The organism is Dyadobacter tibetensis Y620-1 (assembly GCF_000566685.1).
Lineage (GTDB): Bacteria > Bacteroidota > Bacteroidia > Cytophagales > Spirosomataceae > Dyadobacter > Dyadobacter tibetensis.
Window position 1 is genome coordinate 1162656 of record NZ_AZQN01000003.1, and the last position, 24881, is coordinate 1187536.

21 protein-coding genes are annotated in these 24881 nt (G+C 43.5%); 14 read left to right on the plus strand and 7 right to left on the minus strand.

The annotated features are described in order from the left end of the window. Positions 1 to 80 precede the first annotated feature (80 nt). The 3 genes from X939_RS0111660 to X939_RS0111670 all read right to left on the minus strand — a co-directional run bounded on the left by X939_RS0111660 (position 81) and on the right by X939_RS0111670 (position 3173). Positions 81 to 1661, minus strand: a complete 1581-nt coding sequence (locus tag X939_RS0111660) for a porin family protein (protein WP_025763449.1) — start codon at positions 1659 to 1661, stop codon at positions 81 to 83. After that, a complete protein-coding gene (locus tag X939_RS0111665) occupies positions 1651 to 2265 on the minus strand; it encodes an RNA polymerase sigma factor (RefSeq protein WP_025763450.1) in 615 nt (204 codons plus the stop codon). Before X939_RS0111665 ends, X939_RS0111660 begins: the two co-directional genes overlap by 11 nt. A gap of 434 nt (positions 2266 to 2699) precedes the next feature. Then, on the minus strand, positions 2700 to 3173 hold the full coding sequence (locus tag X939_RS0111670; RefSeq protein WP_025763451.1) for an Lrp/AsnC family transcriptional regulator: 474 nt from the start codon (positions 3171 to 3173) through the stop codon (positions 2700 to 2702). 200 nt (positions 3174 to 3373) lie between these two features. Here X939_RS0111670 and metH point away from each other — a divergent pair, with 200 nt between their 5' ends. The 11 genes from metH to X939_RS0111725 all read left to right on the plus strand — a co-directional run bounded on the left by metH (position 3374) and on the right by X939_RS0111725 (position 17354). Continuing rightward, the gene (gene metH, locus X939_RS0111675; protein ID WP_025763452.1) at positions 3374 to 7195 is read left to right on the plus strand and encodes a methionine synthase; all 3822 of its coding nucleotides are present in this window, start codon (positions 3374 to 3376) and stop codon (positions 7193 to 7195) included. Positions 7196 to 7327: 132 nt separating this feature from the next. Next, the gene (locus X939_RS0111680; protein ID WP_198034397.1) at positions 7328 to 7840 is read left to right on the plus strand and encodes a hypothetical protein; all 513 of its coding nucleotides are present in this window, start codon (positions 7328 to 7330) and stop codon (positions 7838 to 7840) included. A 96-nt stretch (positions 7841 to 7936) separates the two neighbouring features. Further along, positions 7937 to 8593, plus strand: coding sequence for a TetR/AcrR family transcriptional regulator (locus X939_RS0111685; RefSeq protein WP_025763454.1), 657 nt, complete (start codon positions 7937 to 7939; stop codon positions 8591 to 8593). 62 nt (positions 8594 to 8655) lie between these two features. Continuing rightward, positions 8656 to 9918 carry a TolC family protein gene (locus X939_RS0111690; protein WP_025763455.1) on the plus strand — a complete coding sequence of 421 codons (1263 nt, stop codon included), beginning with the start codon at positions 8656 to 8658 and terminating at the stop codon, positions 9916 to 9918. Between the two features lie 39 nt (positions 9919 to 9957). Beyond that, a complete protein-coding gene (locus tag X939_RS0111695; protein WP_025763456.1) occupies positions 9958 to 10908 on the plus strand; it encodes an HlyD family secretion protein in 951 nt (316 codons plus the stop codon). A 37-nt stretch (positions 10909 to 10945) separates the two neighbouring features. Then, complete coding sequence (locus X939_RS0111700) at positions 10946 to 11899, plus strand: ABC transporter ATP-binding protein (RefSeq protein ID WP_025763457.1); 954 nt, start codon at positions 10946 to 10948, stop codon at positions 11897 to 11899. Continuing rightward, positions 11896 to 12639 carry an ABC transporter ATP-binding protein gene (locus X939_RS0111705; protein ID WP_025763458.1) on the plus strand — a complete coding sequence of 248 codons (744 nt, stop codon included), beginning with the start codon at positions 11896 to 11898 and terminating at the stop codon, positions 12637 to 12639. The genes X939_RS0111700 and X939_RS0111705 overlap by 4 nt, the downstream gene beginning before the upstream one ends. Before the next feature lie 51 nt (positions 12640 to 12690). Further along, positions 12691 to 13833, plus strand: coding sequence for an ABC transporter permease (locus X939_RS0111710; RefSeq protein WP_025763459.1), 1143 nt, complete (start codon positions 12691 to 12693; stop codon positions 13831 to 13833). Positions 13834 to 13873: 40 nt separating this feature from the next. Then, positions 13874 to 14995, plus strand: coding sequence for an ABC transporter permease (locus X939_RS0111715; RefSeq protein ID WP_025763461.1), 1122 nt, complete (start codon positions 13874 to 13876; stop codon positions 14993 to 14995). 83 nt (positions 14996 to 15078) lie between these two features. Then, positions 15079 to 16317 (plus strand): NupC/NupG family nucleoside CNT transporter, encoded by a 1239-nt coding sequence (locus X939_RS0111720; protein WP_025763462.1) that lies wholly within the window; start codon positions 15079 to 15081, stop codon positions 16315 to 16317. Between the two features lie 137 nt (positions 16318 to 16454). Further along, positions 16455 to 17354 carry a YihY/virulence factor BrkB family protein gene (locus tag X939_RS0111725; RefSeq protein ID WP_025763463.1) on the plus strand — a complete coding sequence of 300 codons (900 nt, stop codon included), beginning with the start codon at positions 16455 to 16457 and terminating at the stop codon, positions 17352 to 17354. 94 nt (positions 17355 to 17448) lie between these two features. On the opposite strand, the gene X939_RS0111730 is transcribed toward X939_RS0111725, so the two are convergent. Continuing rightward, positions 17449 to 17817, minus strand: coding sequence for a T9SS type A sorting domain-containing protein (locus tag X939_RS0111730; RefSeq protein ID WP_229236043.1), 369 nt, complete (start codon positions 17815 to 17817; stop codon positions 17449 to 17451). Positions 17818 to 18282: 465 nt separating this feature from the next. Then, entirely contained in the window at positions 18283 to 20049 is a 1767-nt protein-coding gene (gene sppA, locus X939_RS0111735) for a signal peptide peptidase SppA (protein ID WP_025763466.1), read from the minus strand. Between the two features lie 255 nt (positions 20050 to 20304). Here sppA and X939_RS0111740 point away from each other — a divergent pair, with 255 nt between their 5' ends. Continuing rightward, positions 20305 to 20811 carry a SixA phosphatase family protein gene (locus X939_RS0111740; protein WP_025763467.1) on the plus strand — a complete coding sequence of 169 codons (507 nt, stop codon included), beginning with the start codon at positions 20305 to 20307 and terminating at the stop codon, positions 20809 to 20811. A gap of 3 nt (positions 20812 to 20814) precedes the next feature. After that, positions 20815 to 21018, plus strand: coding sequence for a hypothetical protein (locus X939_RS0111745; protein WP_025763468.1), 204 nt, complete (start codon positions 20815 to 20817; stop codon positions 21016 to 21018). A gap of 5 nt (positions 21019 to 21023) precedes the next feature. Here the strand turns inward: X939_RS0111745 and xerD are convergent, their stop codons facing one another. Next, positions 21024 to 21920: a site-specific tyrosine recombinase XerD gene (xerD, locus tag X939_RS0111750; protein WP_025763469.1), complete on the minus strand. Its 897-nt coding sequence runs from the start codon at positions 21918 to 21920 to the stop codon at positions 21024 to 21026. Between the two features lie 43 nt (positions 21921 to 21963). On the opposite strand from xerD, the gene aroQ reads away from it, so the two are divergent. Next, entirely contained in the window at positions 21964 to 22386 is a 423-nt protein-coding gene (aroQ, locus tag X939_RS0111755; RefSeq protein ID WP_025763470.1) for a type II 3-dehydroquinate dehydratase, read from the plus strand. 1 nt (position 22387) lies between these two features. On the opposite strand, the gene X939_RS0111760 is transcribed toward aroQ, so the two are convergent. Next, a complete protein-coding gene (locus X939_RS0111760; protein ID WP_025763471.1) occupies positions 22388 to 24877 on the minus strand; it encodes a M14 family metallopeptidase in 2490 nt (829 codons plus the stop codon). Positions 24878 to 24881 lie beyond the last annotated feature (4 nt).

Below are 24881 nucleotides of genomic sequence, written 5' to 3' on the forward strand. Positions count from 1 at the left end.
CTAAAAGATTTTAAAACCCAAAAATAGGGTTTTTGACAAGGAATTCCCAAATCTAATTGTATGTATGCTGGTACTCCTCCTTATGCATCTTTGCCGATTTGATATAATAATTTAAGCCTTAGACCCGGCCCGTTTTTAGGACTCGCAGGACTGTTGGGTGTGAAGTAATGAAAATAATACCCTTCCATTTGTACCACCACAGGATGCCATGATTTTTCAATTCCCATGCCCGCATTGAAGGTATTGAAAAGCGGCATTTTTTTATTCTTGGTAAATCCAGTGTCATAATAGTCACCCTGATAGCCTGAGCCCGGCGGTAGCATATTATAGTCAAAGCGATCTTTGGCCGATACCGTTATCTGGGTGCCTCCCATTACATAATAATCCAGATCTTTCGCAATATTGCTACGGAAGGCCAAGGTCAGTGGAATTTGCAGCGTAGTAGGTTCAACCCGGATGTTTACCACTTCCATGGCCTGAGGGATTTTGTCGTAATGTTCTTTTTTGAAATCTGTTCTGTTCTTCTCTCTAAACATTTTTTCATTTAGAAACTCCAGAGGTTTTCCTTTCAACCAGGACAAACCAGTGATAAGGGAAAACTTTTTGCTGATCTGTACATCGGCTACCAATGATTTCACCTGGCTATTGCCCTCCCAGCCATATCCAAAACCGAAACGATAAGGATTTTTTAAAGGTAGATCAGGAATGGTCTGCTCGGTACCTAATGTAGAAAGAGCATTGACCTCCTTCTCAGCCAGGGCCAAGCCATTGGTCTTAATTGTACCAGTGGATGATGGTAAGGCAGCACCTTTACCGCCGTTTGGCTCGGGGAGGGTTTTGCTTTTGGTTGCCAGCTGGTGATCAACTGGTATATGAGGTTGTATGCCCAAACTTTTGCTAACTCTGGAAGGAGATATCCGGCTTTTTAAGGCATATTCCATACGATAATCACTTGTAATGTTACGGATATCTTGGTTAGTTTGCGACGATTTTATTGCTTCTACAGGGTAATCAGCCCTGGTTGATCCAATGATTTCCGTCGAAATACCCGTCCTGTTTTCCGGTTCCATTTTCTCCCGTGGCCCTTCTGCCACTGTGCCCCTTAGGTCGTCCGGGATTAGGGCCAAAACATTCTCTGAAGAAGATGAGTCGATGGAGGCTGCGATCTTTGGCGCAGACGGATTTGCGCTAACCTGGCTAGCTGGGTCAAGGAACGAGGGCTTGCTAAGTGGCGGGGCCGAATCTGATGTGATAGCTGCCATTCTTTTTGGTGATACGCGAGAAGTCTGAGCATAGGCCTCTTCCGGAGCAGGGAGTGCTATATATTCTTTCTGCATGATATACACCGTATCGGTAGTAGCTGCTACACCAACAGGAGGCGTTAAGCCCGACTTTATTTCTTTCATTTCCTGCTCAAGCCCGGTAACAGCTTTCATAAGCTGGCGGTTTTTTTGCAGTTGACCAGCATATAATAGGGCCGTCAGTAAAAGTACAGAAGCGGCTGCTGCATAGCCCGACCATCCCTTATATTGCTGCCATAGGGTAGGGGGAGACTGTGCATCCATATATTCCTGCATGGCTGTCCAGCTTTTCTCTTCGAAGCTTGGAGATATACTCTCTAGTTTTCGGCGTATATTTTTATCAAATTGATCAGTTTTCATTGCCTTTGAATGTCTTAATGGGCCAACCCGTCGGAAATAAGTTGGGATAATATTGTTGTATCAGGTGTTGTAGCCGGGCCCTTGCTCTAACATAATGGGATCGGACCGTCGCCTCGTTAATATCTAATAGTTCTGCAATCTCGCGGTGGTTATACCCATCTACTACATACATTAAAAATACATTTTTGTAAATGGGTTTAATCTTTTGTACCAGTTGCAGAATTTCATCTGCAGTGATCTGCCCGATAATGTTCTCATCGAAATGAGGGTAGGGAGCATCTTCAATGGAAATGACATCTTCGCTGTGCTTTTTATGCTTTCGATAATAGCTAATGGCAGTGTTCACCATAATGGTTCGAAGCCAAGCCTTAAAAGGATGACCCGGATCGTAGCGTTCCAGATTTTTAAAGATCTTAAAGAAGCCTTCATTCATTACCTCTTCGGCCTCTTCCATTGAATTGGTATAGCGCATACAAATACTCTTGGAGTATCCATAGAACTGCTTATATAAGGATCTCTGCGCTTGCGGATTGCCAGCAATACAGGCAGAGACGACTGAGTCGAAATCGTTCTCATCAAAAGATGTCTTTTTTCGAAATAGCAAAGTGTTATTAAATCAAGTTTGTCAGGGATGGGTCTTCTATTAATTTACGTACGCATATTTCTCGCCCTTTGTTGCATAAAATCTAAGGAATGAAAAGTTTATTTTCTTTCCCCCCCCCCTTGCAACACACTATTTGTGGGCTGCGTACTTGAAATGGGATTCACAGGTTGGTTGCTGCGGATACGTTATCAAGTTAGTCATTGACCTTAGGGTGTAAGGAACGGAGCAGGGGGGCGTTTTAGCCAGGGAGACCGATTCGCTGCGGAATCATTTGATCGGTTTCAGTCTGGGGGTCATTGAGGTAGTCAGCCTTGCCGTGTTAATCCTCAGTTTAACACCATGGGTTAGATAGGAGTCAGATAGAAGTGCCTGTAAAAAGATTTTGTTAGGGGTAAGTTGGAATAGGGTATTGGAGTCTTCCGATACCCTTATTTTTATTTTGAGGCATCCATCTCCAAGAGCGTAGAATTCTTGATTTCACCCATAACAAACAGACTATGGGTGCTACCTATATTGTCTAGCGAACCGAGCTTATGCATCAGAAATTGTTGGTATTGGGACATATCCTCCACCACGATCTTAAGCAGAAAGTCATAATCACCAGAAATATTGAAACATTCCATCACCTCAGGCATGGCTATAATGGCCGATACAAATTTCTCCCCCATGGCCTTTGAATGCTCCTTGAGAGCAATATTGCAAAAAGCCATTAATTTTCGCCCCACCTTTTCCCTGTCAATTAAGGCTACATACCGTTTTATGATACCTTCTTTTTCCAGTCGCCGAACCCTTTCGTAGACTGGGGTATAGGATAAATTTAGTTTTTCGGCTAACTCTCTGGTTTTTAAAGTAGCGTCTTCCTGTAAAAAATGAAGGATTTGTGTGTCGGTCTGATCTAACTTATGCATAGATAGATTATCTAATAATACTTTGAAACTTTCATTGAAATAGATTATTTCAATACAAACTACCTCAAATGTAGGTTTATTGTCTGTTTATTTTAAATTTTTTGAACAAAACATCTATAAAGGGTAAATTTGTCCTATCGGTTCACCATTTTTATACTGGTATCGAAAGACAATCTTTTGTCAAAAAAATAAACTGGAAAATGATTCAAGCGGAACAAACGGATATACGGCAAATACTGAAAAGTAGAATTTTAGTATTGGATGGTGCCATGGGTACTATGATCCAACGTTATAAACTGGAGGATGAAGATTATCGTGGAGAGCGATTTAAAGACTGGCCTCAAGATGTAAAAGGAAATAATGACCTGCTCTCGTTGACCCGGCCTGATGTGATCAAGGAGATTCATGCGGCTTATTATGAGGCAGGTGCGGACATTGCTGAAACCAATACTTTCTCCTGTACCACGATCGCCATGGCCGATTACGGCATGGAGGAGCTCGTATATGAGCTCAATTTTGAATCGGCCCGATTGGCTCGGGAAGTAGCCGATGAGTTTACTCTGGCTCAGCCTGATAAGCCTCGGTTTGTGGCAGGATCCATGGGGCCTACCAATAGAACGGCATCTTTGTCTCCCGACGTAAATAATCCAGGGTATCGCGCCATTTCTTTTGACCAGCTCGTAGAGGCCTATTATTTACAAGTGAAGGGATTGACCGATGGGGGCTGCGACCTGCTTTTGGTTGAAACGGTTTTCGATACCCTGAATGCCAAAGCGGCATTATTCGCCATAGATAAATTTTTTGTTGATGCGGGAAAAGGATTGATAGAGCATCTGCCATCCTGGAAGGTACAAAAAGGTGGAGTTCTACCCATTATGATTTCCGGAACCATTACGGATGCCTCGGGACGTACCTTATCCGGGCAGACTACAGAGGCTTTCCTGACATCGGTTTCGCATCTACCCTTATTGTCTGTTGGGCTTAACTGTGCTTTGGGCGCCGATCTGATGCGGCCTTATGTTCAGATATTGGCTAACGAGTCTCCCTTTTATACTTCTGCTCACCCCAATGCAGGATTGCCCAACGAAATGGGCGAGTATGACGAGTCGCCTGAACAAATGGGTGAGGTGATTGACGGTTTTCTACGGGACAACCTGATTAATATTATTGGAGGATGTTGTGGTACAACTCCCGATCACATTCGGGCAATCGCCGACATCGCCGCCAAGTATGAGCCTCGCGTCATCCCCCAGCGGGACCAGGTAATGCGCCTTTCGGGTTTAGAACCGGTTCGGATCAACGCACTTTCTAATTTCGTTAATATTGGCGAGCGTTGTAATGTTACCGGGTCTAAGAAATTTGCTCGTTTGGTGCGGGAAGAGAATTATGATGAAGCACTCAGTATAGCCCGGGAACAAGTAGAAAATGGTGCTCAGGTAATCGATGTCAACCTGGATGAGGGTATGATCGATGGGGTAGAGGCTATGAAAACCTTTCTGAACCTGATCGCCGCAGAGCCCGATATTTCGAAGGTTCCGATTATGATAGATTCCTCAAAATGGGAGGTGATAGAGTCGGGATTAAAATGTGTACAGGGCAAATCGATTGTAAACTCCATTTCGCTCAAGGAAGGAGAAGAAAAATTTATAGAGTCGGCCAAGACCGTCATGCGCTACGGAGCGGCAGCTGTTGTGATGGCTTTCGATGAAAAAGGTCAGGCCGATAATTTTGAACGGAGAATTGAAATATGTGAAAGGGCCTATAAGATATTGGTCGATCAGGTGGGCTTCCCCGCTGAGGATATTATCTTCGACCCCAATATTTTGACGGTAGCTACCGGTATGGAAGAGCATAATAATTATGCTGTTGACTTTATTAACGCCGTTAGGTGGATCAAAGAAAACCTGCCCCATGCGAAGGTTTCAGGAGGAGTGTCCAATGTCTCCTTTAGCTTTAGGGGCAATGAGCCGGTACGCGAAGCGATTCATACCGCCTTTTTATATCATGCCATCCGTGCTGGTCTGGACATGGGAATTGTCAATGCCGGGCAAATTGGAATCTACGATGAGATTCCCAAAGACGTTCTAGAGCTAGTGGAAGATGTATTGCTCAACCGTCGTGAGGATGCCACCGAAAGGTTGGTGACTTATGCCGAAACAGTGAAAGATAAAGGTAAGAGCCAATCGGGGCCGGATCTTACCTGGAGGGAAATGCCCGTAAAGCAACGCATTTCACATGCCTTGGTAAAGGGTAATTCCGACTTTATCGAGATCGATGTTGAAGAGTGCCGCCATTTATTCGAAAAACCCATTGAGGTTATCGAGGGGCCATTGATGGATGGTATGGGGGTTGTAGGTGACTTATTTGGTGAAGGTAAAATGTTCCTCCCCCAGGTTGTTAAATCTGCGAGAGTAATGAAGAAAGCGGTTGCCTATTTGCAACCTTTCATTGAGGCAGGAAAGACCGAAGGAAGCACGGCCGGAAGGATTTTGCTGGCCACTGTAAAAGGTGATGTCCACGATATTGGAAAGAATATTGTTGGGGTTGTCCTAGGTTGTAATAATTATGAGATCATCGATCTGGGTGTGATGGTCCCAACAGACAAAATATTGGCTGCAGCCTTGGAGCATAATGTTGATATTATTGGACTGTCAGGCTTGATCACTCCTTCCTTAGACGAAATGGTAGGGGTGGCCAAGGAAATGGAGCGTCGAAAAATGACTATCCCTTTGCTAATAGGTGGAGCTACTACTTCCCGTATTCATACAGCGGTGAAGATAGACCCAAATTATTCCGGTCCTGTTATTCATGTCTTAGATGCGTCTCGTTCTGTACCGGTAGCCGGAAAGCTAATCCAAAGCGAAGCTAGCCAGGCTCAGGTGCTTGTTGATATTAAAAGCGAATATGCCAAGCTTAGAGAGGATCATGCCAAAAGAAGTGGTGTGAAAGCTCATGTACCCATCGATCTGGCACGTAAAAACAAGACTAATATCGACTGGTCCGAATTTAAGGCAACCAAACCTCAATTCCTGGGTACCAGAGTCTTTGATGATTATGATTTGCAGGATATCCTTCCGTATATCGACTGGACGCCCTTTTTCCAGACCTGGCAGTTGCATGGAAAATACCCGAAGATATTCGATGATAAGGTAGTTGGTGGAGAGGCCAAGAAAATATTTGATGAGGCAAATATCCTGCTTGAAAAGATTATTAAGGATAAAAGTCTTAAGGCCAAAGCGGTTATTGGGTTCTGGCCTGCTAACTCCATTGAAGACGATATTATGCTGCATCATTTCGAGGAAAACAGCAAGGAGGTCCAATGTGAAAGACATGGTTCTCATACCCATATTGAATATAAGATCAGCCAGCCCAATACTCAGGATGTAGATGGGGGGGAGCTTCTGGCAGATAATATGGTAGTATTGCATCACCTTCGCCAACAAAGCGAAAAGGCCAAAAATCTTCCTAATTACTGTTTGTCCGATTTTGTAGCTCCCCTCAGCACTGGTCACACCGATTATATTGGTGGCTTTGCCGTAACGGCTGGAATTGGGATTGAGTCATTGCTGGAAGGTTATGAACGCGATCATGATGATTATAACAGTATTATGGTGAAAGCTCTGGCCGACCGTTTGGTAGAAGGTCTGGCCGAACTTATGCATGAAAGAGTCCGTAAAGAATTATGGGGTTATGACCTTGATGAAAAATTGTCCAACGAGGAATTGATCAAGGAAAGTTATAAGGGGATACGACCAGCGCCAGGATACCCCGCCTGTCCGGACCATACCGAAAAACGAATGTTATTCGATCTGCTGGGAGCAGAAGAGGTCGGTATCACGCTCACCGAAAGTTTTGCCATGTACCCGGCAAGTAGCGTGAGTGGCTGGTATTTCTCCCACCCCCAAAGTAGATATTTCCCTGTAGGAAAAATTCATAAAGACCAGGTAATGGATTATGCCAAACGTAAGAATATGCCATTAGAAGAAATAGAGAAATGGTTGTCACCAGTTCTTGCTTATTAAGGGGCAGTTAAATCTCTGTTATTGGTATGGTTTTAGTAATAGATCGGGATGCAGCGCAAGTTGTATCCCGATCTTTTTGTGTAAAAGGAAGGAAACTAGGTAATTATACCCTTTTTTGAACGCTGAGATAAATTGAACTTTGCAATTAATACAAATAATCTATTAGCCATGAATATGTCCCTTCGAACCGAACAGACCATCGCTGGTTTAATCCTTCTGCTCCTACTAGGTTGTTGCATACAAGAAAAAGTAGCTAGCCAACAGTTGGAGACGGAGGATAGGTTTGGGGAATATCTATCCGGGGTTCGTGAAAGTAAGGATACGCTTACGGATGCTATAGTGCAGAAAGAAGCATTTGATCGCCTGTCTTCTCAGGACTTAGAATTAAACGCCCGTAGTCTGGAACCATATGTAGATCATAGATTCGGATTTCTCAAAAAAGCACACTATCTGCCCAGTCATCAAACCATACGCTATTATGATAATTCTAAACTTGCCGTTAGAAATCGCCGTATCGAATTGATTTTTGATACAGCAGAAGGAGAAAAGAGTACCATTGTTCAGAAGATAGAGGTATATGTACGAAGAAATGGCCGATGGGTACTTAAGGATGAACCTATGGAAGGAGTCTTCGCTAAATTGTGAGCAATACCCTGGGGATTAGTACAGTCGGTCTTTTAAAGATATTTTAAACATTTGTTTAAAATGTTTGATTAAAATATATTCTTCTTTAATTTTGTCATGGGAGAACCAAAATGCATACATACGGAGCCAGAACTATCATTGGAAAACAATAGCACTCAAGAGAAAATCATAGCAGCAGCCCATAAGTTATTTACTCAAAAGGGGTATGCTGCCACGAAAACACGGGAAATAGCCGAAGAGGCAGGTATCAATCTGGCCTTGCTGAATTATTATTTTCGGAGTAAAGAGAAGCTTTTTGATATGATTATGGCCGATAATATGCAACAGTTTGTGTTGGGGCTGGCTCAAATCACGAATGATAAGGCGACCAGTTATCAGGAGAAATTTGCACTTTTAGCCAGCAGCTATACCGATCTTCTGCTGAATCAACCAGAAATGCCTATTTTTATACTAAGCGAAATCAGAAACAACCCTGTCGGACTCTTCCAGCGTGTGCGCCTGGATAAAATTATCCTGAGTTCTAACATGTTTGAGCAAGTTAAGGAAGCGATGAAAAGGGGAGAAATTCAACAGATCAATCCTATGCATATATTAATGAATTTATTAGGGTTGACAGTTTTTCCTTTTGTGGCAAGTCCTATGCTGAAACAGTTTGGAGGGATGAATGAAGGTGCCTATAGGGATCTGATGCTTGAACGAAAAAAGATGATTCCCTTATGGGTGGCCGCTTTGCTCCAGGTAAAGGCTCCATAACACTTTTTTTTGGGTAATAATTAATCAAATGATTAAAGTAACTGATTAAATTCTGTACGGATATGAAAATGATAATATTACTTTTGTTTGTAACGCTGTGCTCTTCGGAATTAATTGCCCAGCCTAAGCGTATAAATCTGAACTGGTGTTATGAACAGTCAGAAGCGAACTATCCTATGGTAAAACAGCGCAATCTAATCGCTAGCACGGCTGCTTATACCCTTGAAAATGCCAGGAAGGGTTTACTTCCTCAAGTGAATATCTATGGGCAAGCTACCTACCAGTCTGCCGTAACCGGCCTTCCGTTGAAGTTGCCCGGAAACGAGATGGAGCCTATAAGCAAAGATCAGTATAAGCTTTATGGGGAAATCACGCAGACAGTTTATGATGGAGGTGCGGTGGCGGGCCAGCGAAGGCTCACAGAGGCCAGGATGAAGAAGGAGCATGCCGAAATACGGTCGGAGCTATATCAACTTAGGAAATCGGTTAACCAGATTTATTTTAGCATTTTATTGGTCGACAACCGTCTAGAGGTGATTGACCTTAGAAGACGTGATCTGCAGACAGCGCTCGAACTTTCAGAAGGGGCGGTGATGAATGGAACGGCTCTCCCTAGTCACACCGACCAGATTAGGGTGGAGTTGCTGGTTTTGGATCAGTCGGCTTTGGAGCAAAAGATCCTAAAGGATTCGTATTTATCAATGTTAACCCAATATACTGGTCAGGCCATAACACCTGCGGATACCCTTGAAATTCCATCAGAAGCTCGATTCATCCCTGAGGAGATTACCCGGCTTGAGCTCGATGTTATTGATGCCCAGAGAAATGTTATAGGGCTTCAGTCCAGCTTGCTTCTGGTAAAAAGCAGACCCAAATTTAATCTTTTCATTCAGGGAGGCTACGGCCGTCCGGCCTTAAATTTTCTGAGTAATAATTTTGAATTATATGGTATAGGGGGTCTCCGAATGATTTGGCCATTATCTGCCCGTTATACCTTGAAAGGGGAAAAATCTATTTACGAAAATAACTTATCCTCTCTGGAGGTTCAACGGGAATTATTCCTGTTTCATACCAAAATGGGCCTCATTAAAGAAAGGGCTGAGATTGAAAAATGGCATCAACTGCTGACTTCCGATGTGCGCATTATCGAATTGCGAAATAGGATCAAAACTGTAGCCGCCCAGCAGTTGAAAGAAGGTACAATCCTTCCCGCAGATTTTATACGCGAGGTGAATGCCGAAGCATTGGCAAGGGAAAATCTTTCATTCCATAAGATACAGTACCTACTATATGGTTATAACCTGAAAGCGTCGCTGGGACAGTAGCGCTAAAAGCTCTGAGTTGTATTTTTTGAACCAAATTATATGAGAAAATTAGATCAGGGACTGGTAAAAATAGGCTTGATTTTTTTATCGTTGATGGCCTCCTGCCAGGAGAAAGATATGGACTATGACGCCTCTGGAGTCTTCGAAGCCGAAGAGATAATGGTTCCTGCCGAAGTGACGGGCATTGTCCGCAAACTGGATCTGGTAGAAGGGCAATTGGTAAAGACTGGTGACGTTTTGGGTTTTATCGATAGCACGCAGCTTCACTTAAAGAAGCAGCAGCTGTTGGCTCAGCTAACGGGAATCGAGAGCCGGTTGCCCCAGATAGAGGTTCAGACAGCCGCATTGAAGAAGCAGATGGGGGTTGTCCATACCCAGATCAGATCACTGGAAATAGAAATGAAGCGGGTGGAGAATTTAATAAAAGTGAATGCGGCCACGCCAAAACAGCTCGATGATATAAATGGTCAGCTATCAGTACTTTACAGGCAATTGGAGGTCCTCGAACAGCAGTATCAAGGACAGAAGTCGGTGTTAGGGACTCAGTCCAAAGGATTGGCCAGTGAGAGAAAACCCTTATTCATTCAAATTGAGCAGATTGATGATCAACTGGAGAAATGTGTTCTTCGCAGTCCGATGGAGGGGACAATTCTGGCAAAGTATATTCACAGGTATGAAATGGCAGCGCCTGGCAAGGTGCTCTATAAGCTGGCCGATCTGAGTACATTATCCTTGAGAGCTTATATTACGGGAGATCAGCTCCCATCGATCAGGCTTGGTCAGAAGGTTGAGGTTTGGACTGATTCGGGAAGAGAAGCCTCCCTTAAGCAGGAAGGTGAGATTACCTGGATTAGCGATAAAGCAGAATTTACCCCTAAGACCATTCAGACCAAAAAGGAACGCGCGAATATGGTATATGCAATGAAAGTACGGGTGCCAAATGATGGTGGGCTTAAGGTTGGAATGTACGGAGAAGTACGATTTAGATAAAATCAATTTTGGTCAATCATCTAAAAGTAGAAAACCGATGGGACACTCAGCAAAAGGAATTCTCTGTGAAGGCCTGTCCAAATCCTTCCATAGAGGTGCTGTAACGGCAGTAGAAAGTATCAATCTTAAAATTGATCAGGGGGAGCTTTTCGGACTAATTGGGCCGGATGGTGCTGGCAAGACTACTCTGATGCGGCTGCTTACTACCTTGCTGAAGGCTGATCGAGGAAATGCAACTGTGGATGGTCTGGATATAACCGAAGATTACAAAATGATTAGGCAGACGGTTGGTTATATGCCCGGCCGATTCTCGCTGTATCAGGATCTTACGGTAGCGGAAAACTTAAACTTTTTTGCTACCCTATTCAATACGACTGTATCATCAAATATTGATCTGATTCATGATATATATGTACAGATAGAACCATTCAGCGATAGGCGTGCCGGTCAGCTTTCTGGGGGAATGAAGCAAAAGCTGGCTTTATGTTGTGCGCTTATCCATAAGCCCACCGTGCTGTTTCTGGATGAACCTACTACAGGAGTGGACGTGGTCTCCCGAAAAGAGTTCTGGGGGATGCTGGCAGGTCTGAGGACCCTGGGGATAACCATCCTAGTATCGACTCCTTATATGGATGAAGCAATGCGTTGTGATCGGATCGCTCTAATCCAGGCTGGAGAAATTATGCAAGTCAATACACCACAAGGAATAATCGAATCTTATCCATTAACCCTCTATGCAGTGAAAGCCGAGGATACATTTCGGCTTCTGCAGGATAGTAAAGCTTACCATAATACACGTAGTTGCTTTGCATTTGGATCGTATCTACATCTGACATTTCGGGGCGAGGATCCGAACCTGGTCCGGGAATATATGGAATATCTGTACCGAAAAGGACATGATAGCCTCACAATAAATAAAATTGCTCCTACCATTGAGGATTGTTTTATGTATCTGATGAATTCAAAACCCATGACCTCCACGCGCCTATGACTTCCGATATTACTATAAAAACCCTGAGGCTATCCAAAGCATATGGCCATTTTAAGGCCGTGGACCAAATTTCTTTTGAGGTATATGCCGGAGAGATATTTGGTTTCTTAGGGGCCAATGGAGCGGGCAAAACGACGGCCATGCGCATGCTCTGTGGGTTGCTGGAGCCCAGTTCTGGGGAGGCTTCTGTGGCCGGGTTCGACGTCTATCGACGGCCGGAAGCTATTAAGAAGCGAATTGGCTATATGAGTCAAAAATTTTCCTTATATGAAGATCTAACGATTTTAGAGAATATCCGCTTTTTTGGAGGTATCTACGGGCTGACCTATGCTCAGATCCGTGAAAAAGGGAAGCTTTTGACAGCGGAGTTAGGGTTGGAAGCACAGGCACATTCGTTGGTAGGCTCCCTGCCCCTGGGTTGGAAGCAAAAGCTAGCCTTCTCGGTAGCCGTTCTGCACGATCCTAAAATTGTTTTTTTGGATGAACCAACGGGGGGCGTCGACCCCATTACCAGACGACAGTTTTGGGATCTTATTTATGCCGCCGCCGCCCGTGGTGTAACAATTTTTGTTACTACCCATTATATGGATGAGGCTGAATACTGCGACAGGGTTTCGATCATGGTGGATGGTAGGATGGTAGCCATGAACAGCCCTGAACAATTAAAGCTACAGTATAAGGCTGGGAGTATGGAAGAAGTCTTTTATCAACTGGCAAGAAAAGCGCAACGATCTGATTGAGTTGCTTAGAAGCAGAAAAATTAATCTATTTAATTAAATATAAGAAAGAGAATGAGTCAGGCAACCAAGGTTTTATTCGTTCAAATGAAGGCCTTTGTGGCCAAAGAATTTCACCATGTTTTCCGCGATCGGAAATCATTACTGTTACTCTTTGGCCTTCCCATTGCTCAAATTCTGTTATTTGGTTTTGCCTTGTCCAACGAAATTAAGAATACAAAAATCGGTGTGTTCAATCAAGCTTCGGATTCTGAGTCCTTAAGGCTGATAGAAAGGGTGGAGGCAAGCCAATATTTTGAGGTTTCCGAGATACTCAAAAATGCCCAGGAGATGGAGGATATATTTAGAGCCGGTAAAGCCAAGCTGATCCTGATAATTCCTCCTGGATTCGGACAGGATTTGGTGCATGCCGACTCCCCGGGTGCAGACCTGCAAATCATTGCAGATGGGTCCGATCCCAATTCTGCTTATACCGTTACCAGTTATTTACAAAATATTATCTTAGATTTTCAGAAAGGATTAAATCCGGCAGAGATTCAGCAAAGAGACTATGGCCTAGTTACTGAACTGCGAATGCTGTATAATCCGCAGCTGAAAGGAGCACCAAATTTTGTGCCCGGAGTCATGTCTTTGGTCTTATTGCTGATCTGTGTGATGATGACTTCCATTTCTATTGTTCGGGAAAAGGAGTTAGGGACTATGGAAATTTTGCTGGTGTCTCCTTTTGAGCCCCTTTTGGTGATCCTCTCAAAGGCCATTCCTTATCTGATATTGTCTTTAATAAATCTGACCTTAATATTGATTTTAAGTGTCTTTTTGCTGGAGATGCCCATACATGGAAATCTGCTTTTGCTTTTTGCCGTCAGTACGGTATACATCATCACCTGCTTGTCACTGGGTTTATTAATTTCTACAGTAACCCAATCTCAGCAGGCGGCCATGCTGATTTCTTTGATGGGGATGATGCTTCCTACCATGCTTTTTACAGGCTTTATGTTCCCTATTGAAAATATGCCCCTGCCACTACAGATTATTTCTCATTTGGTACCTGCACGTTACTATTACATTATCGTTAAGGCCATTATGATTAAGGGATTAGGAATTGCCGCTATTTGGAAAGAGACTTTAGTATTGGCAGGCATGGCCATGCTATTATTGCTGATTAGCTGGAGAAATTTCAAAATTCGTCTGGAGTAAACCTGAGCGTATTAAAAAGGATGCTAACACCGACTAAAGCATGAAAATCATATTATTTCTTTTAGAGAAGGAGTTCAAACAGATCTTTCGCAACAAAGCCCTGTTGCCGATGTTATTGGGGGTGCCCTTAATTCAGCTAATCATATTGCCTCTTGCCGCAGACTACGAAATTAAAAATATCAACGTGGCCTTCGTAGATCATGACCGTACCACTTATTCGCATAGGCTGGTTGAAAAAATCAAAGCTACCGGCTACTTCAAGATGACGGGCTACAGCACCACTTACCGGGAGGCCGACCGACTCATCGAACTCGATAGGGCTGATTTGGTGCTGGAGATTCCTTCTCAGTTTGAAAATACCTTGATAAGGGAGGGGAAAGGGCATCTTTTTTTGGCCGTAAACGCGATAAATGGAACCAAAGCCAGCGTGGGAGCCTCCTACTTAAGCCGTATTATTGCTGATTTTAACGCCGATATTCGTTTCCAGCAGCAACAGGAGAGTTCCAAAACGAGGAGAGGTAGGATAGCAATTCAGACTTCGAACTGGTACAATCCACATATGGATTACAAATACTTTATGGTGCCGGGCATACTGGCTTTCCTGGTTACGATGATTGGAGGTTATATGTCAGCCTTGAATATCGTGAAAGAGAAGGAGATAGGGACCATCGAACAAATTAATGTTTCACCAATAAGTAAGCATCATTTTATTATTGGTAAGCTCATTCCTTTTTGGCTGATAAGCATGGTAGTTTTTAGCATAGGTCAGTTCATCGTGTCCCGTTATCTGTATCACATCATCCCAGTTGGAAATATATTTCTATTGTACCTGTTTTTAGCCATTTATTTGGTAGCTATTCTGGGATTTGGCCTGTTGGTATCGACCTATACGGACACCCAGCAGCAAGCCATGTCGGTCGCATTTTTCTTTGTAATGATATTTTTGTTGATGAGCGGACTTTTTACCTCTGTCGACAGCATGCCTCCTTGGGCCAGGGCTTTTGCCTATTTGAACCCCGTCACTTATTTTATAGAAGTCATGCGAGGGGTGGTTTTGAAGGGTAGTACCTTCAACGACTTTCAAGGTCATCTGGTCAAAATGGTTGGCTTTGCCTTGGCGCTCAATACCTGGGCATGGTTTAATTATAGGAAAACTAGCTAGAACTTTTTTCTATCCCGTGCGGCTTACTGTGAATTTGTTCGTTATTTTGCAGCCTTCAAAAACAAATTGTTAAAAATCAAAGAATGGAAAGGTTTACAGGATTGCTCGGCATACTGTTGATATTGGGTATAGCTTTTGCAATGTCCAACAATCGCAAAGCCATCAATTACAGGACAGTAGGGGTAGGCCTGGGACTACAATTTGGATTAGCCGTCTTTATCTTACGAACCGAAACAGGGCAGCGAGTGTTTCAGTGGCTGGGTGAGAAAGTGCAGAAGTTATTGTCTTTTTCCGATAAAGGGGCAGATTTTGTGTTTGGAACACTTGTGCGCTCCGATCTCATGCAAAAAGCTTTTGGGCCTGGTAACGATTTTGTCTTTTTCTTCAAAGTGATTCCCACCATCATTTTTGTCGCCGTATTGGTTAATATGCTTTATCACCTGGGAATCATGCAGCGAATTGTCTCTGTCATTGCCCGGGGAGTATATTGGCTAATGGGAGTAAGTGGGGCTGAAGCGGTGTCCAATGTTGCCAGCACCTTCGTTGGTCAAGTGGAGGCGCAGATCATGATTAAGCCATATTTGAAAAATATGACCAATTCGGAGCTGATGGCATCCATGACGGGTAGCTTTGCCTGTATAGCGGGAGGAGTCATGGCTGTCTACATTTCTCTGGGTGTTCCTGCACCCTACCTTATCGCCGCCAGCCTAATGGCGGCCCCTGGTGCGCTGGTAATCTCTAAAATTATGTTTCCCGAAACCGAACAGTCCAATACCAAAGGGGCGGTTAAGCTTGAAATAAAAAAAACGCATGCTAACCTATTAGATGCTGTAGCTGCCGGGGCCAGTGAAGGTCTTAAAGTAGGCTTCAATGTAATCGCCATGTTAATAGGTTTTATAGCTCTCGTTGCTTTGATGGACTATATCTTAGGTTTAGTAGGCGGGCTATTTTCCTTCCCGGAGTTAAGTTTTAATTTTTTATTAGGGAAAATTTTTGCCGTCTTCGCCTGGGCTATGGGTGTTCCGGCCAAAGATGTCGAAGTAGCGGGTTCTCTGATGGGGACCAAAATGGTAATCAATGAGTTTGTTGCCTATCTGGACCTGATTAAGCTAAAAGATACCCTTGATCATAAAACCATTGTCATCACGAGTTTTGCCCTTTGCGGATTTGCCAATTTTAGTTCTATAGCCATACAAGTTGGAGGAATAGGAGAGCTCGCACCGACGCGAAGGGCCGATCTGGCACGTCTGGGTTTTAAGGCCCTGATAGCCGGTACGCTGGCTTCTTATATGTCTGCTACCCTGGCCGGACTACTTTTGTAAGTCTGGCATAATGATCCTGGGTGGCTGCCTGTGAGGGGTGTGAAATATATGAATTTATGCCAGCTATGCTTTCTGGCATGATAATATTACCCTATATTGGGGTTTAAAGAACATATATTTCACCATCCTACTACACTATGAAGATTATTAAGACATTCTTTTCTTTGCTCGCTGAATCCTTCAGTGAATTTATGAATGACAAAGGATTGAAGCTAAGTGCAGCCCTATCCTACTATACTATTTTCTCCCTTGCTCCGATGTTGCTGGTCATTATTTCGGCCTTAAGTTTCTTTATGGAGCGGAGTACTATTCAAGGAGAGTTGTTCGGACAGTTAGAGGGCTTGGTAGGTCCAGCCGCTACCAAACAGGTACAGGAGATTATTCAAAATGCTCAGGTTTCTAATAAATCTACTTTAGCTTCCGTGATTGGCGGTGTTACCTTGCTCATTGGTGCGACAGGGGTTTTTGCCGAAATTCAAGATTCTATCAATTATATCTGGTCCATAAAAGTGAAGCCTGAAAAAGGCTGGTTGGAATATTTGAAAAATCGACTCTTATCATTTTCCTTGATTCTTACCCTTGGTTTTTTACTAATCGTATCACTGGGGGCCAATGCCATCGTTGAGGTAATGAGTTCCGAGCTTGAAGCCTATTTTTCTGAGGCCTCTGTGGTGGTATTTTACATTTTAAATTTGGCGATGGTACTCACTGTCATAACGGCCCTCTTTACCGTGATATTTAAAGTGCTTCCAGATGGAGAGCTGAGGTGGAAAGAATGTATGGTAGGTGCCGGTTTTACAGCAGTTCTATTCCTAATTGGTAAGTTTGGTATAAGTTTTTATTTGGGGCGCTCAGATTTAGGGGCAACCTACGGTGCTTCCGCTTCTATTATCATCCTTCTGACCTGGATCTATTACTCCTCAATCATCCTGTATTTTGGTGCCGAGTTTACCAAAGTTTACGCCAAACTGGATGGGGTGGCCATTGCTCCTAAAAAACACGCAGTCCTGATCGAACGTAACGAAGTGGACCGGTAGTTAGCTCCTTCGGGCTATTTCGATTTTAAGGGTTTAACCAAAAAAAGGGTCAGAAGCTACGCTTCTGACCCTTTTTTTGGTTAATGTTCCTCGCTTACAAAGTAGCAGGAGTGGCTGTACGGGTAGTACGTGTTTCTATTGAAATAGGCTTCTCAACAATTTCTCCACCATTATTAATGATAAAGGTATAGTTACCGTCATTCAAAGTCGATAGATCAAATACTTTCGAATAGCTTTCCGATTTTGGCAGGTTGGCCGAGTATAAGGTCTCACCAAAATTGTCTTTAATAGCGATGGATGATCCAGACTCAATTGCAGAAAGGGAGAGTTTGAATTTTAGCCCTCCTGCAGTAGAAAGTTCTACTTTGGCAGCTGTGTTTTTATCATTCTCTTTCGCCATACTAGTAACAGAAGTGCTAATACTAAAAAGAATTACGAGGCTTAAAATTAACTTTTTCATCATCTTAAAAATTAGGTAGTGAATATTTTTGTTTTTGTACTATTCTTGTTTTAGATGTCGAATGTATAGAACTGGCTAATTACAACCTTGTGTTTTTCTAATTCGACAGGTCAAAGTTAGATAACTTATTGTAACAAAGTCAATAGGCTTGGTCTGGGTGTAAGAAAGTTCTTTCTTTGGTGATAGTATAATCTTTGAATTGTTATACGAATATACTAATAGTACAATAACTGATTGGTTCTTCGCTACTAAATAAAAGGCGTAGTTAATTCGTGTATTTGTATTATTCTAATTTCTTTTAAGCTCTTCCCCTCTTTGTCGGGTAGGCCAGAGGTCCCAGGGTCAGGCTGAATGTATATTGGCATACCCTACAGGAAAGAGAAAGGCCAAGAATTGCAGGGGGGATTAACCTGCAATTCTTGGCCTTGGTTTTCGAAATAGCTGTGGCAAAGGGTGCTTGCTAAATGCTTATTGAATCTTCAGTTCATAGGGAATACGAGCCTGCACGCCCCCCATATTGGTCAGTCGCTTGAATATTTTGGCATAGGTAGCCATATCGCCCAGTTTTTCGGTTAAAATCTGATCCTCTTTATCTCCCATCAGTTTAGACATTAATTCGTCCAGGGGCTTTTTCTTTTCAGGGTAATAGCGCACCCGGTAGTCTCCTGCTTTCATTTTTGCGGCCTTCGCTGCCAGGGCTACTGCATCGTCCAGGCTTCCCAGCACATCTACCAGTCCATTTTCTTTGGCTTCTATGCCGGACCATACACGGCCTTGAGCGAGGTTTCTGAGTTTTTCTACGGGCATATTACGCCCCTCTGCGGCTTTTTTAGTAAAAGTGGCATAGCCTTCATTGACACTTTTCTGGATCATATCCTTTTCAAATTGCGTCATATCACGGGTTGCCGTAGGCCAGTCGGCATGGGGATTCGTGCCTACTCCGTCAAAGGTGATGCCCAGTTTGTTATTCATAAAATCCTTGACATTAAAAATGAGTCCAAATATCCCAATGGATCCTGTAATGGTATTAGGTTGGGCAACAATGGTGTCGCAGGCCATGGCCATATAATATCCTCCTGAGGCGGCAACATCAGACATGGAGGCTATTACCGGCTTCACAGCAGAGGTAAGCTTTATTTCTCTCCACATAACATCGGAAGCCAGTGCACTTCCGCCTGGTGAATTAATGCGAATTACAACCGATTTTATTTTATCGTTCTCTCTGATTTTCTTAAGCTCAGTAATGAATTTTTCAGAGCCTATGGTGTTATCACCACCCTGCCCAGAGTTGATTTCCCCTTCTGCGATAAGTACCGCTACGCGCTTATTATAATCGCCTTCCGTCTTAACCGCACCACTCTTAAGGTATTTCTCAACACCATAAGTCGATATTTTCTTCTTCGAATCTATTCCCAGATCCTTTCTTAACTGAGCTTCGTACTGATCCCAGTAACCAAGATGAGTAACCAGCTTATTCTTCAAAGCTGCCTCCGGATTGTCGATTGCTAAAGAGTCTGCAAGGCCTTTAAGGTGTTCTACAGGAATTTTCCGAGACGCGGCAATATTGTCCAAGAAGTTGTTATTAATAGCAGTGATAAGCTCTAGAGATTGCTTTTTGCTAGCCTCACTCATATCCGAACGGGAGAACATTTCTATAGCACTTTTAAATTCGCCAACCCGGAAGATTATGGGTTTGATATCCAACTTGTCGAAGGTGCCTTTCAAAAAGCTATATTCAACTGAAAGGCCGTTCCATTCCATTCCACCAGCTGGATTAAGATAAATTTTGTCGGCTACCGAAGCCAGGTAATATCCCTTTTCGCTATAGGTCTCTCCGTAGGTGGTAACAAACTTTCCAGATTTTTTAAATTCTATAAGTTGATTTCGGATTTCTTCCAAAGTGGCCCATCCCGCTTGTGGGCCTTCGGTCTGGAGCTGAACTCCTTTTATATTGGCATCCTTCTGAGCCGTTTTAAGGGCTTCAATGATATCTTTAAGGCCTAGTACATTTTCATTATTTCCAAATGGTCCCCCTAGATCAGCAAATGGGTTTTCGACCCCCACTTCCTGAATTGGCACGTTTAAATCCAATTTTAATATAGACTTTTCATCTATACTGATTTTTTCGTCCGAGGAAAGCGCTGAGCCGATCCCTGCCAATATCATCAGGGATACGACGAAGAATACGAAAATGCCAACCATTGTGGCAAGTACATATTTTAGGAATTGTAACATAAATCTATGGTTGGAATGGTATTAGAATTTTATTTGAGAACAAAATTAGCCATTTATTCATCCAGATAGATGGTATTTATTGGTCAAATGGAGCAATCCTCACATTGAACGGTAAATTATCGTTCTCAATGAATGATTTATTGGAGAAAAATTGGCTTATTGCCTTTTGGTAGGAGAAAGGGGGATGTTAATGCCTTTTCTTTTATCTCCAGTAGTTTACGGAATTGTTGGTTCAACATAAAACGTTAATTTACAATGACAAAGACCCTTATTTTGGTGCGTCACGCAAGCGCAGAAGATGCGAGTCTGACCAGAGGTGATTTTGACAGAAGGTTGATAGAGAAGGGGAGGGAGGAGTCGACATTGATGGCTCACTGGTTGATGGATCAGGGTTACAGACCCGATGTGTACCATAGTAGCAGCGCAGCTCGTGCTCTTCAGACAGCAGAAATCATGGCTCAGGAAATAGGGGCAGACAGTCGCTCCATTATCCAGGATCGGGATATTTATGATGCCGGATCTCGGGGTTATCTGCATGCGGTCAACGAAACCGTTGAGCCTGCAGAATGTCTGCTTCTGGTGGGCCATAACCCAGATATCAGTTTCTTTGCCGACTATCTTAGTCCTGGAAATATAGGGTCAATGAAGAAAGCAGGTATTGTAATCATCGATTTTGATACCGATCATTGGGCCGAAATATCCTATTCTACTGGTAATTATAAAATGTACATGACCCCAAAACAGGTTCGAGAAGGATTATAAAAAATGAATAAGGGAAGTCGTAATAGAAGGATATTTATCATCGTTTTTCTGGGCTTTGTAGCCTTATTTGCTTATATATCATACGATATGGCCCAGCGTACCACGGCACCATGGAACCGTAAAAAGCAGTTGAACAGAGTACTGCCGGGAGCCACTTTGGATGCAGACAGCCTACGGCTCGATTCCCTTCTCAAAGAAGTAGAATAAAAGCGCTATCCCCGGGGGTGAAATTCTTTGATGATCTGTTTGAGGTAATCCCGGTCAAGGTGGGTGTATATTTCTGTGGTTATAATAGATTCATGACCGAGCATCTCCTGTACGGCCCTTAAACTGGCTCCTCCCTCTATAAGATGGGTTGCAAATGAGTGGCGGAAGGTATGGGGGCTGATGTTCTTGTTCAGTCCAGCCTTTAAGGTAAGGTCTTTGATTATCAAAAAAACCATAACTCTGGACAGGGCACCTCCTCTTTTATTAAGGAATAGAATATTTTCACTCTCTCGTTTAATCTTCTGTTTTTTGCGGATATGTTCGGTGTAAATTTTGCAATATTTAATTGCTTGCTGCCCAATAGGTACCAGTCTTGTTTTATTGCCTTTCCCAATAATTCGAATGAAGCCCGCATCAAAATGGCAATCGGTGAGCTGAAGGCTTAATAATTCAGAAACCCGTAAGCCACAACTGTAAAGTACTTCTAGTATGGCCCTGTTGCGGGTTCCTTCGGGAGTAGCGTGGTCTATGGCTTCGAGTATCTGTTGTATTTCATGCACTTCCAATACATCGGGAAGTTTTCTGGGGAGGCGTGGAGACTCCATAAGCTCAGTGGGATCATGGGCAATTTCCTTTTCTAACAATAAGTATTTATAAAAACCTTTAATTCCAGATAGTATGCGTGCCTGGGAATGTGCACTTAACCCTAATTCCGCAATATATTGTAGGAAACCTGTAATATGTTCTTCCTTAACATGATTGGGCGTAATAGGTTTTGATTGTAGACTGCAATACTCAGCGAGCTTTTCCACATCGCGAAGGTAGGCAGCAATGGAATTGGGTGAGAAGGAACGCTCGAGTTGCAGGTAATTTTTGAAATGTTTGATGTAGCTTTGCCACATAAGTTTAAAAATGTTTTAATGTATGCCGATCAACGAGCAGAAGATGAAAAAAATTATCATTATTAATGGTCCCAACCTGAATCTTCTCGGGAAAAGGGAACCTGCCATTTACGGAAACCTATCTTTCGAAGACTATTATAAGCAACTTTCCATGCAGTTTGCGGAGGTCGAGCTCCATTATTTCCAGTCCAATCATGAAGGCGCACTGATTGATAAGATACATGAAATAGGATTTGCGTACGATGGTATTATCCTCAATGCTGGTGGGTTCACCCATACTTCTGTAGCCTTGGCTGACGCTGTCTCCTCGGTTACCAGCCCTGCGGTGGAGGTTCATATTTCCAATATTCATGCCAGAGAGTCCTATCGTCATCATAGCTTCCTGAGCAGCCGATGTAAAGGAATGATCTGTGGCCTAGGGCTACAGGGTTATGAATTTGCACTGAGGTACTTGCTTGCCTTATAAGCTATCGGAAAACGGCATTGGTAAAGAGTATTTTTCCCTTGTAGAGCATGCTTCGAAAAAGAGGATTGTCCATCATAAAAATCACCTGGCCTCTGCCTATTTCCTTGGTTCCATATAAGAGGGTGTGTTCTAGTTTTGGGGAAAGGGCAGAGCCTACGAAACCAGCACGGTAATTGTCCTGCTGAAGATACCCTACATTCCATCCGTCTTTTAAATAAGCACGATTGTATGCCTGGCGGACGAGAGCATAGTAAGATCCCGACCAGCCAAAAGAAAGGGGATGGGTTGGGTCGAACTGGACCTGAAAAAAACTACCCGGTGAACTCTTGCTTATTGATTGCCGCTCCTGCTGATCATACTGCCTGAGTAATTCCTGATCGGGTACTTTCTCTGCTTCTTTCTTGGAAAGACCAAATTCGGCCTTATTTAAAAAGGTATCGGTGGCATTTTCCATGGCAATCAACCTGCCTCCCTCCTTAATCCATTCCGTCAGTTTATTAAGGGTTGCGTCTGACAACTGTCCGGCATAAGATCCATCTGGAAGTATCAGGACATCGATCCTTTCGAGGGATAGATGCTCTAAGCGACTTAAGTTCACAATACTTAGGGGGTACTGAAGCTGTGTTTCAAAAAAATGCCATAGCTCTCCCAGAGCGGTAGGAGATACCCCTTCCCCTGCAAGGGTTAATACCTTTGGTGCTGTAATGATGCGTATATTATCGTGACCCAGATCAATGCCGGACGTGATAAAACCCGTGCTCAACTCACTTATCACGATACCGTGTTTTTGGGCAGCCTCAGCCACAATTTTTCCGAAGTCTAGCCATTCATTGCCCTTTTTGGTAATGATCAGTGCTCCTCTTTCAAAGGATACACTGTCGGTTTGTAAGGCAGAGTTTGTGGTCCGGACAAGGATATTTTTTTGTAATAATTCTGCCAAAAACTTAGCCGAGGAAAGTCCGTTCCAGGCGGCAATAAAAGCATAGGGTCTATCTTGAGAGGGTTGATAGATATTTTGGTCTCGTATATAAGTTTTTTGAAGTAACACTTCCTTGCTACCGTACAAGTTGAGGCCAAATTGGTACCCCAGTCCCCAACTGGTCAGGTCGTAGGTAAGTGAATCTTCTAAGTCGGGGCTCGTTTCAAAAAGAACCCTCACTAAATTGGACTGAGACTGGTAGGCACTTATCAGCAGTGAAGAAGAATCTAGCTTGATAAGTGCCGGTGTACCTGTATTCAAATCTGTAACTTTTAAAGTCTGATTTTTTTGAGGACTGCCTACTTTAATATTCTGCCTTGTCAGTAAGGCTACTAGTTGATCGATCTGGGTTGGGTCCTTGTCAGGTTGGACAATATAAGTTTTAATGGAACCTGGCGGGTCTTGTCTTGCCTTTGTATGGTAGGATATAAATTCTTTCTGTAACTTATCCTTACCGGAAATCATGGTTTCTAGTGTAGCCATGCTGGTGGCGTAATGATGCGCTATGCGTTCGTTCAAGGTAAGGGTATCCCGCTCATTTTCTCGGTAGATTCCCAGCCCTGCTTTAGCGCCTCCTCCTTGTTCGAAGGTCACACCAATAGCGCCATTAAAGGTCGGCCAAGTATCGCCATAGCTAGGGTAAAAAAGATCATACTCGCTACGGGTAAAATACCTCCAGCCTTTTTTGTCAAAGGCAGTGCGACAGTATTTTCCCAGCATTGCGTTAAACTCAAGTTGCCAGGGGGTAATGTGATTGTGAATGGGCCGGGCAGCCGGAGGAAAGTAGTAACTTCTATTGCTACCCATTTCATGAAAATCGGCATGAATATGAGGCATCCATTGATTATATAATGCCACCCTCGCCTTGGTTTCCTTCTGTGTCTGCCAGGCCCAATCCCTGTTAAGATCGAATAAATAATGATTGAATCTGCCTCCCGGCCAGGGCTCGTCATGTTCTCGTGCGATAGGATTGAGGTCAGGAGAATTGTTTTTTATTCCCTGGTACCAATGGGTATATCGGGCATAGCCGTCCGGATTGCTACAAGGGTCAATGATAATGACAGACTGACGGAGGATATCTTTTGATTTCGCATTTTCCGGGTCTAAAAGATCGTGGAGGACCATCATGCTCGTGTTGGCTGAACTTGCCTCATTGCCGTGAACATTATAGCTAAGCCAGGCGATGGGTAATCCCCCAGGCGACGGGCTTCCCTCGAGCAGCCCTATACGCTGCAAGTGTTGCTGACGAATATGCTCTAAGGATTGGAAATTCTCTTCGGAGGTAATAACAGCGGCAATTAAGGGGCGGTCTTCGGTGGTGCGGCCATATTCTAGAAGCTTGACTCGTGAGGGATAGGCTTTGGCCATCTCTTCGAAATAGGCAACTATACGATGATGATAGGCGAATTGGCTGCCCAGCGGATACCCCAGGAAACTTTCGGGAGAAGGATGTTGGGCAGAAGCGAGCTGGAAGCTAAGAACACTTATCAGGATAAGGAAAATTCGGAACATATGC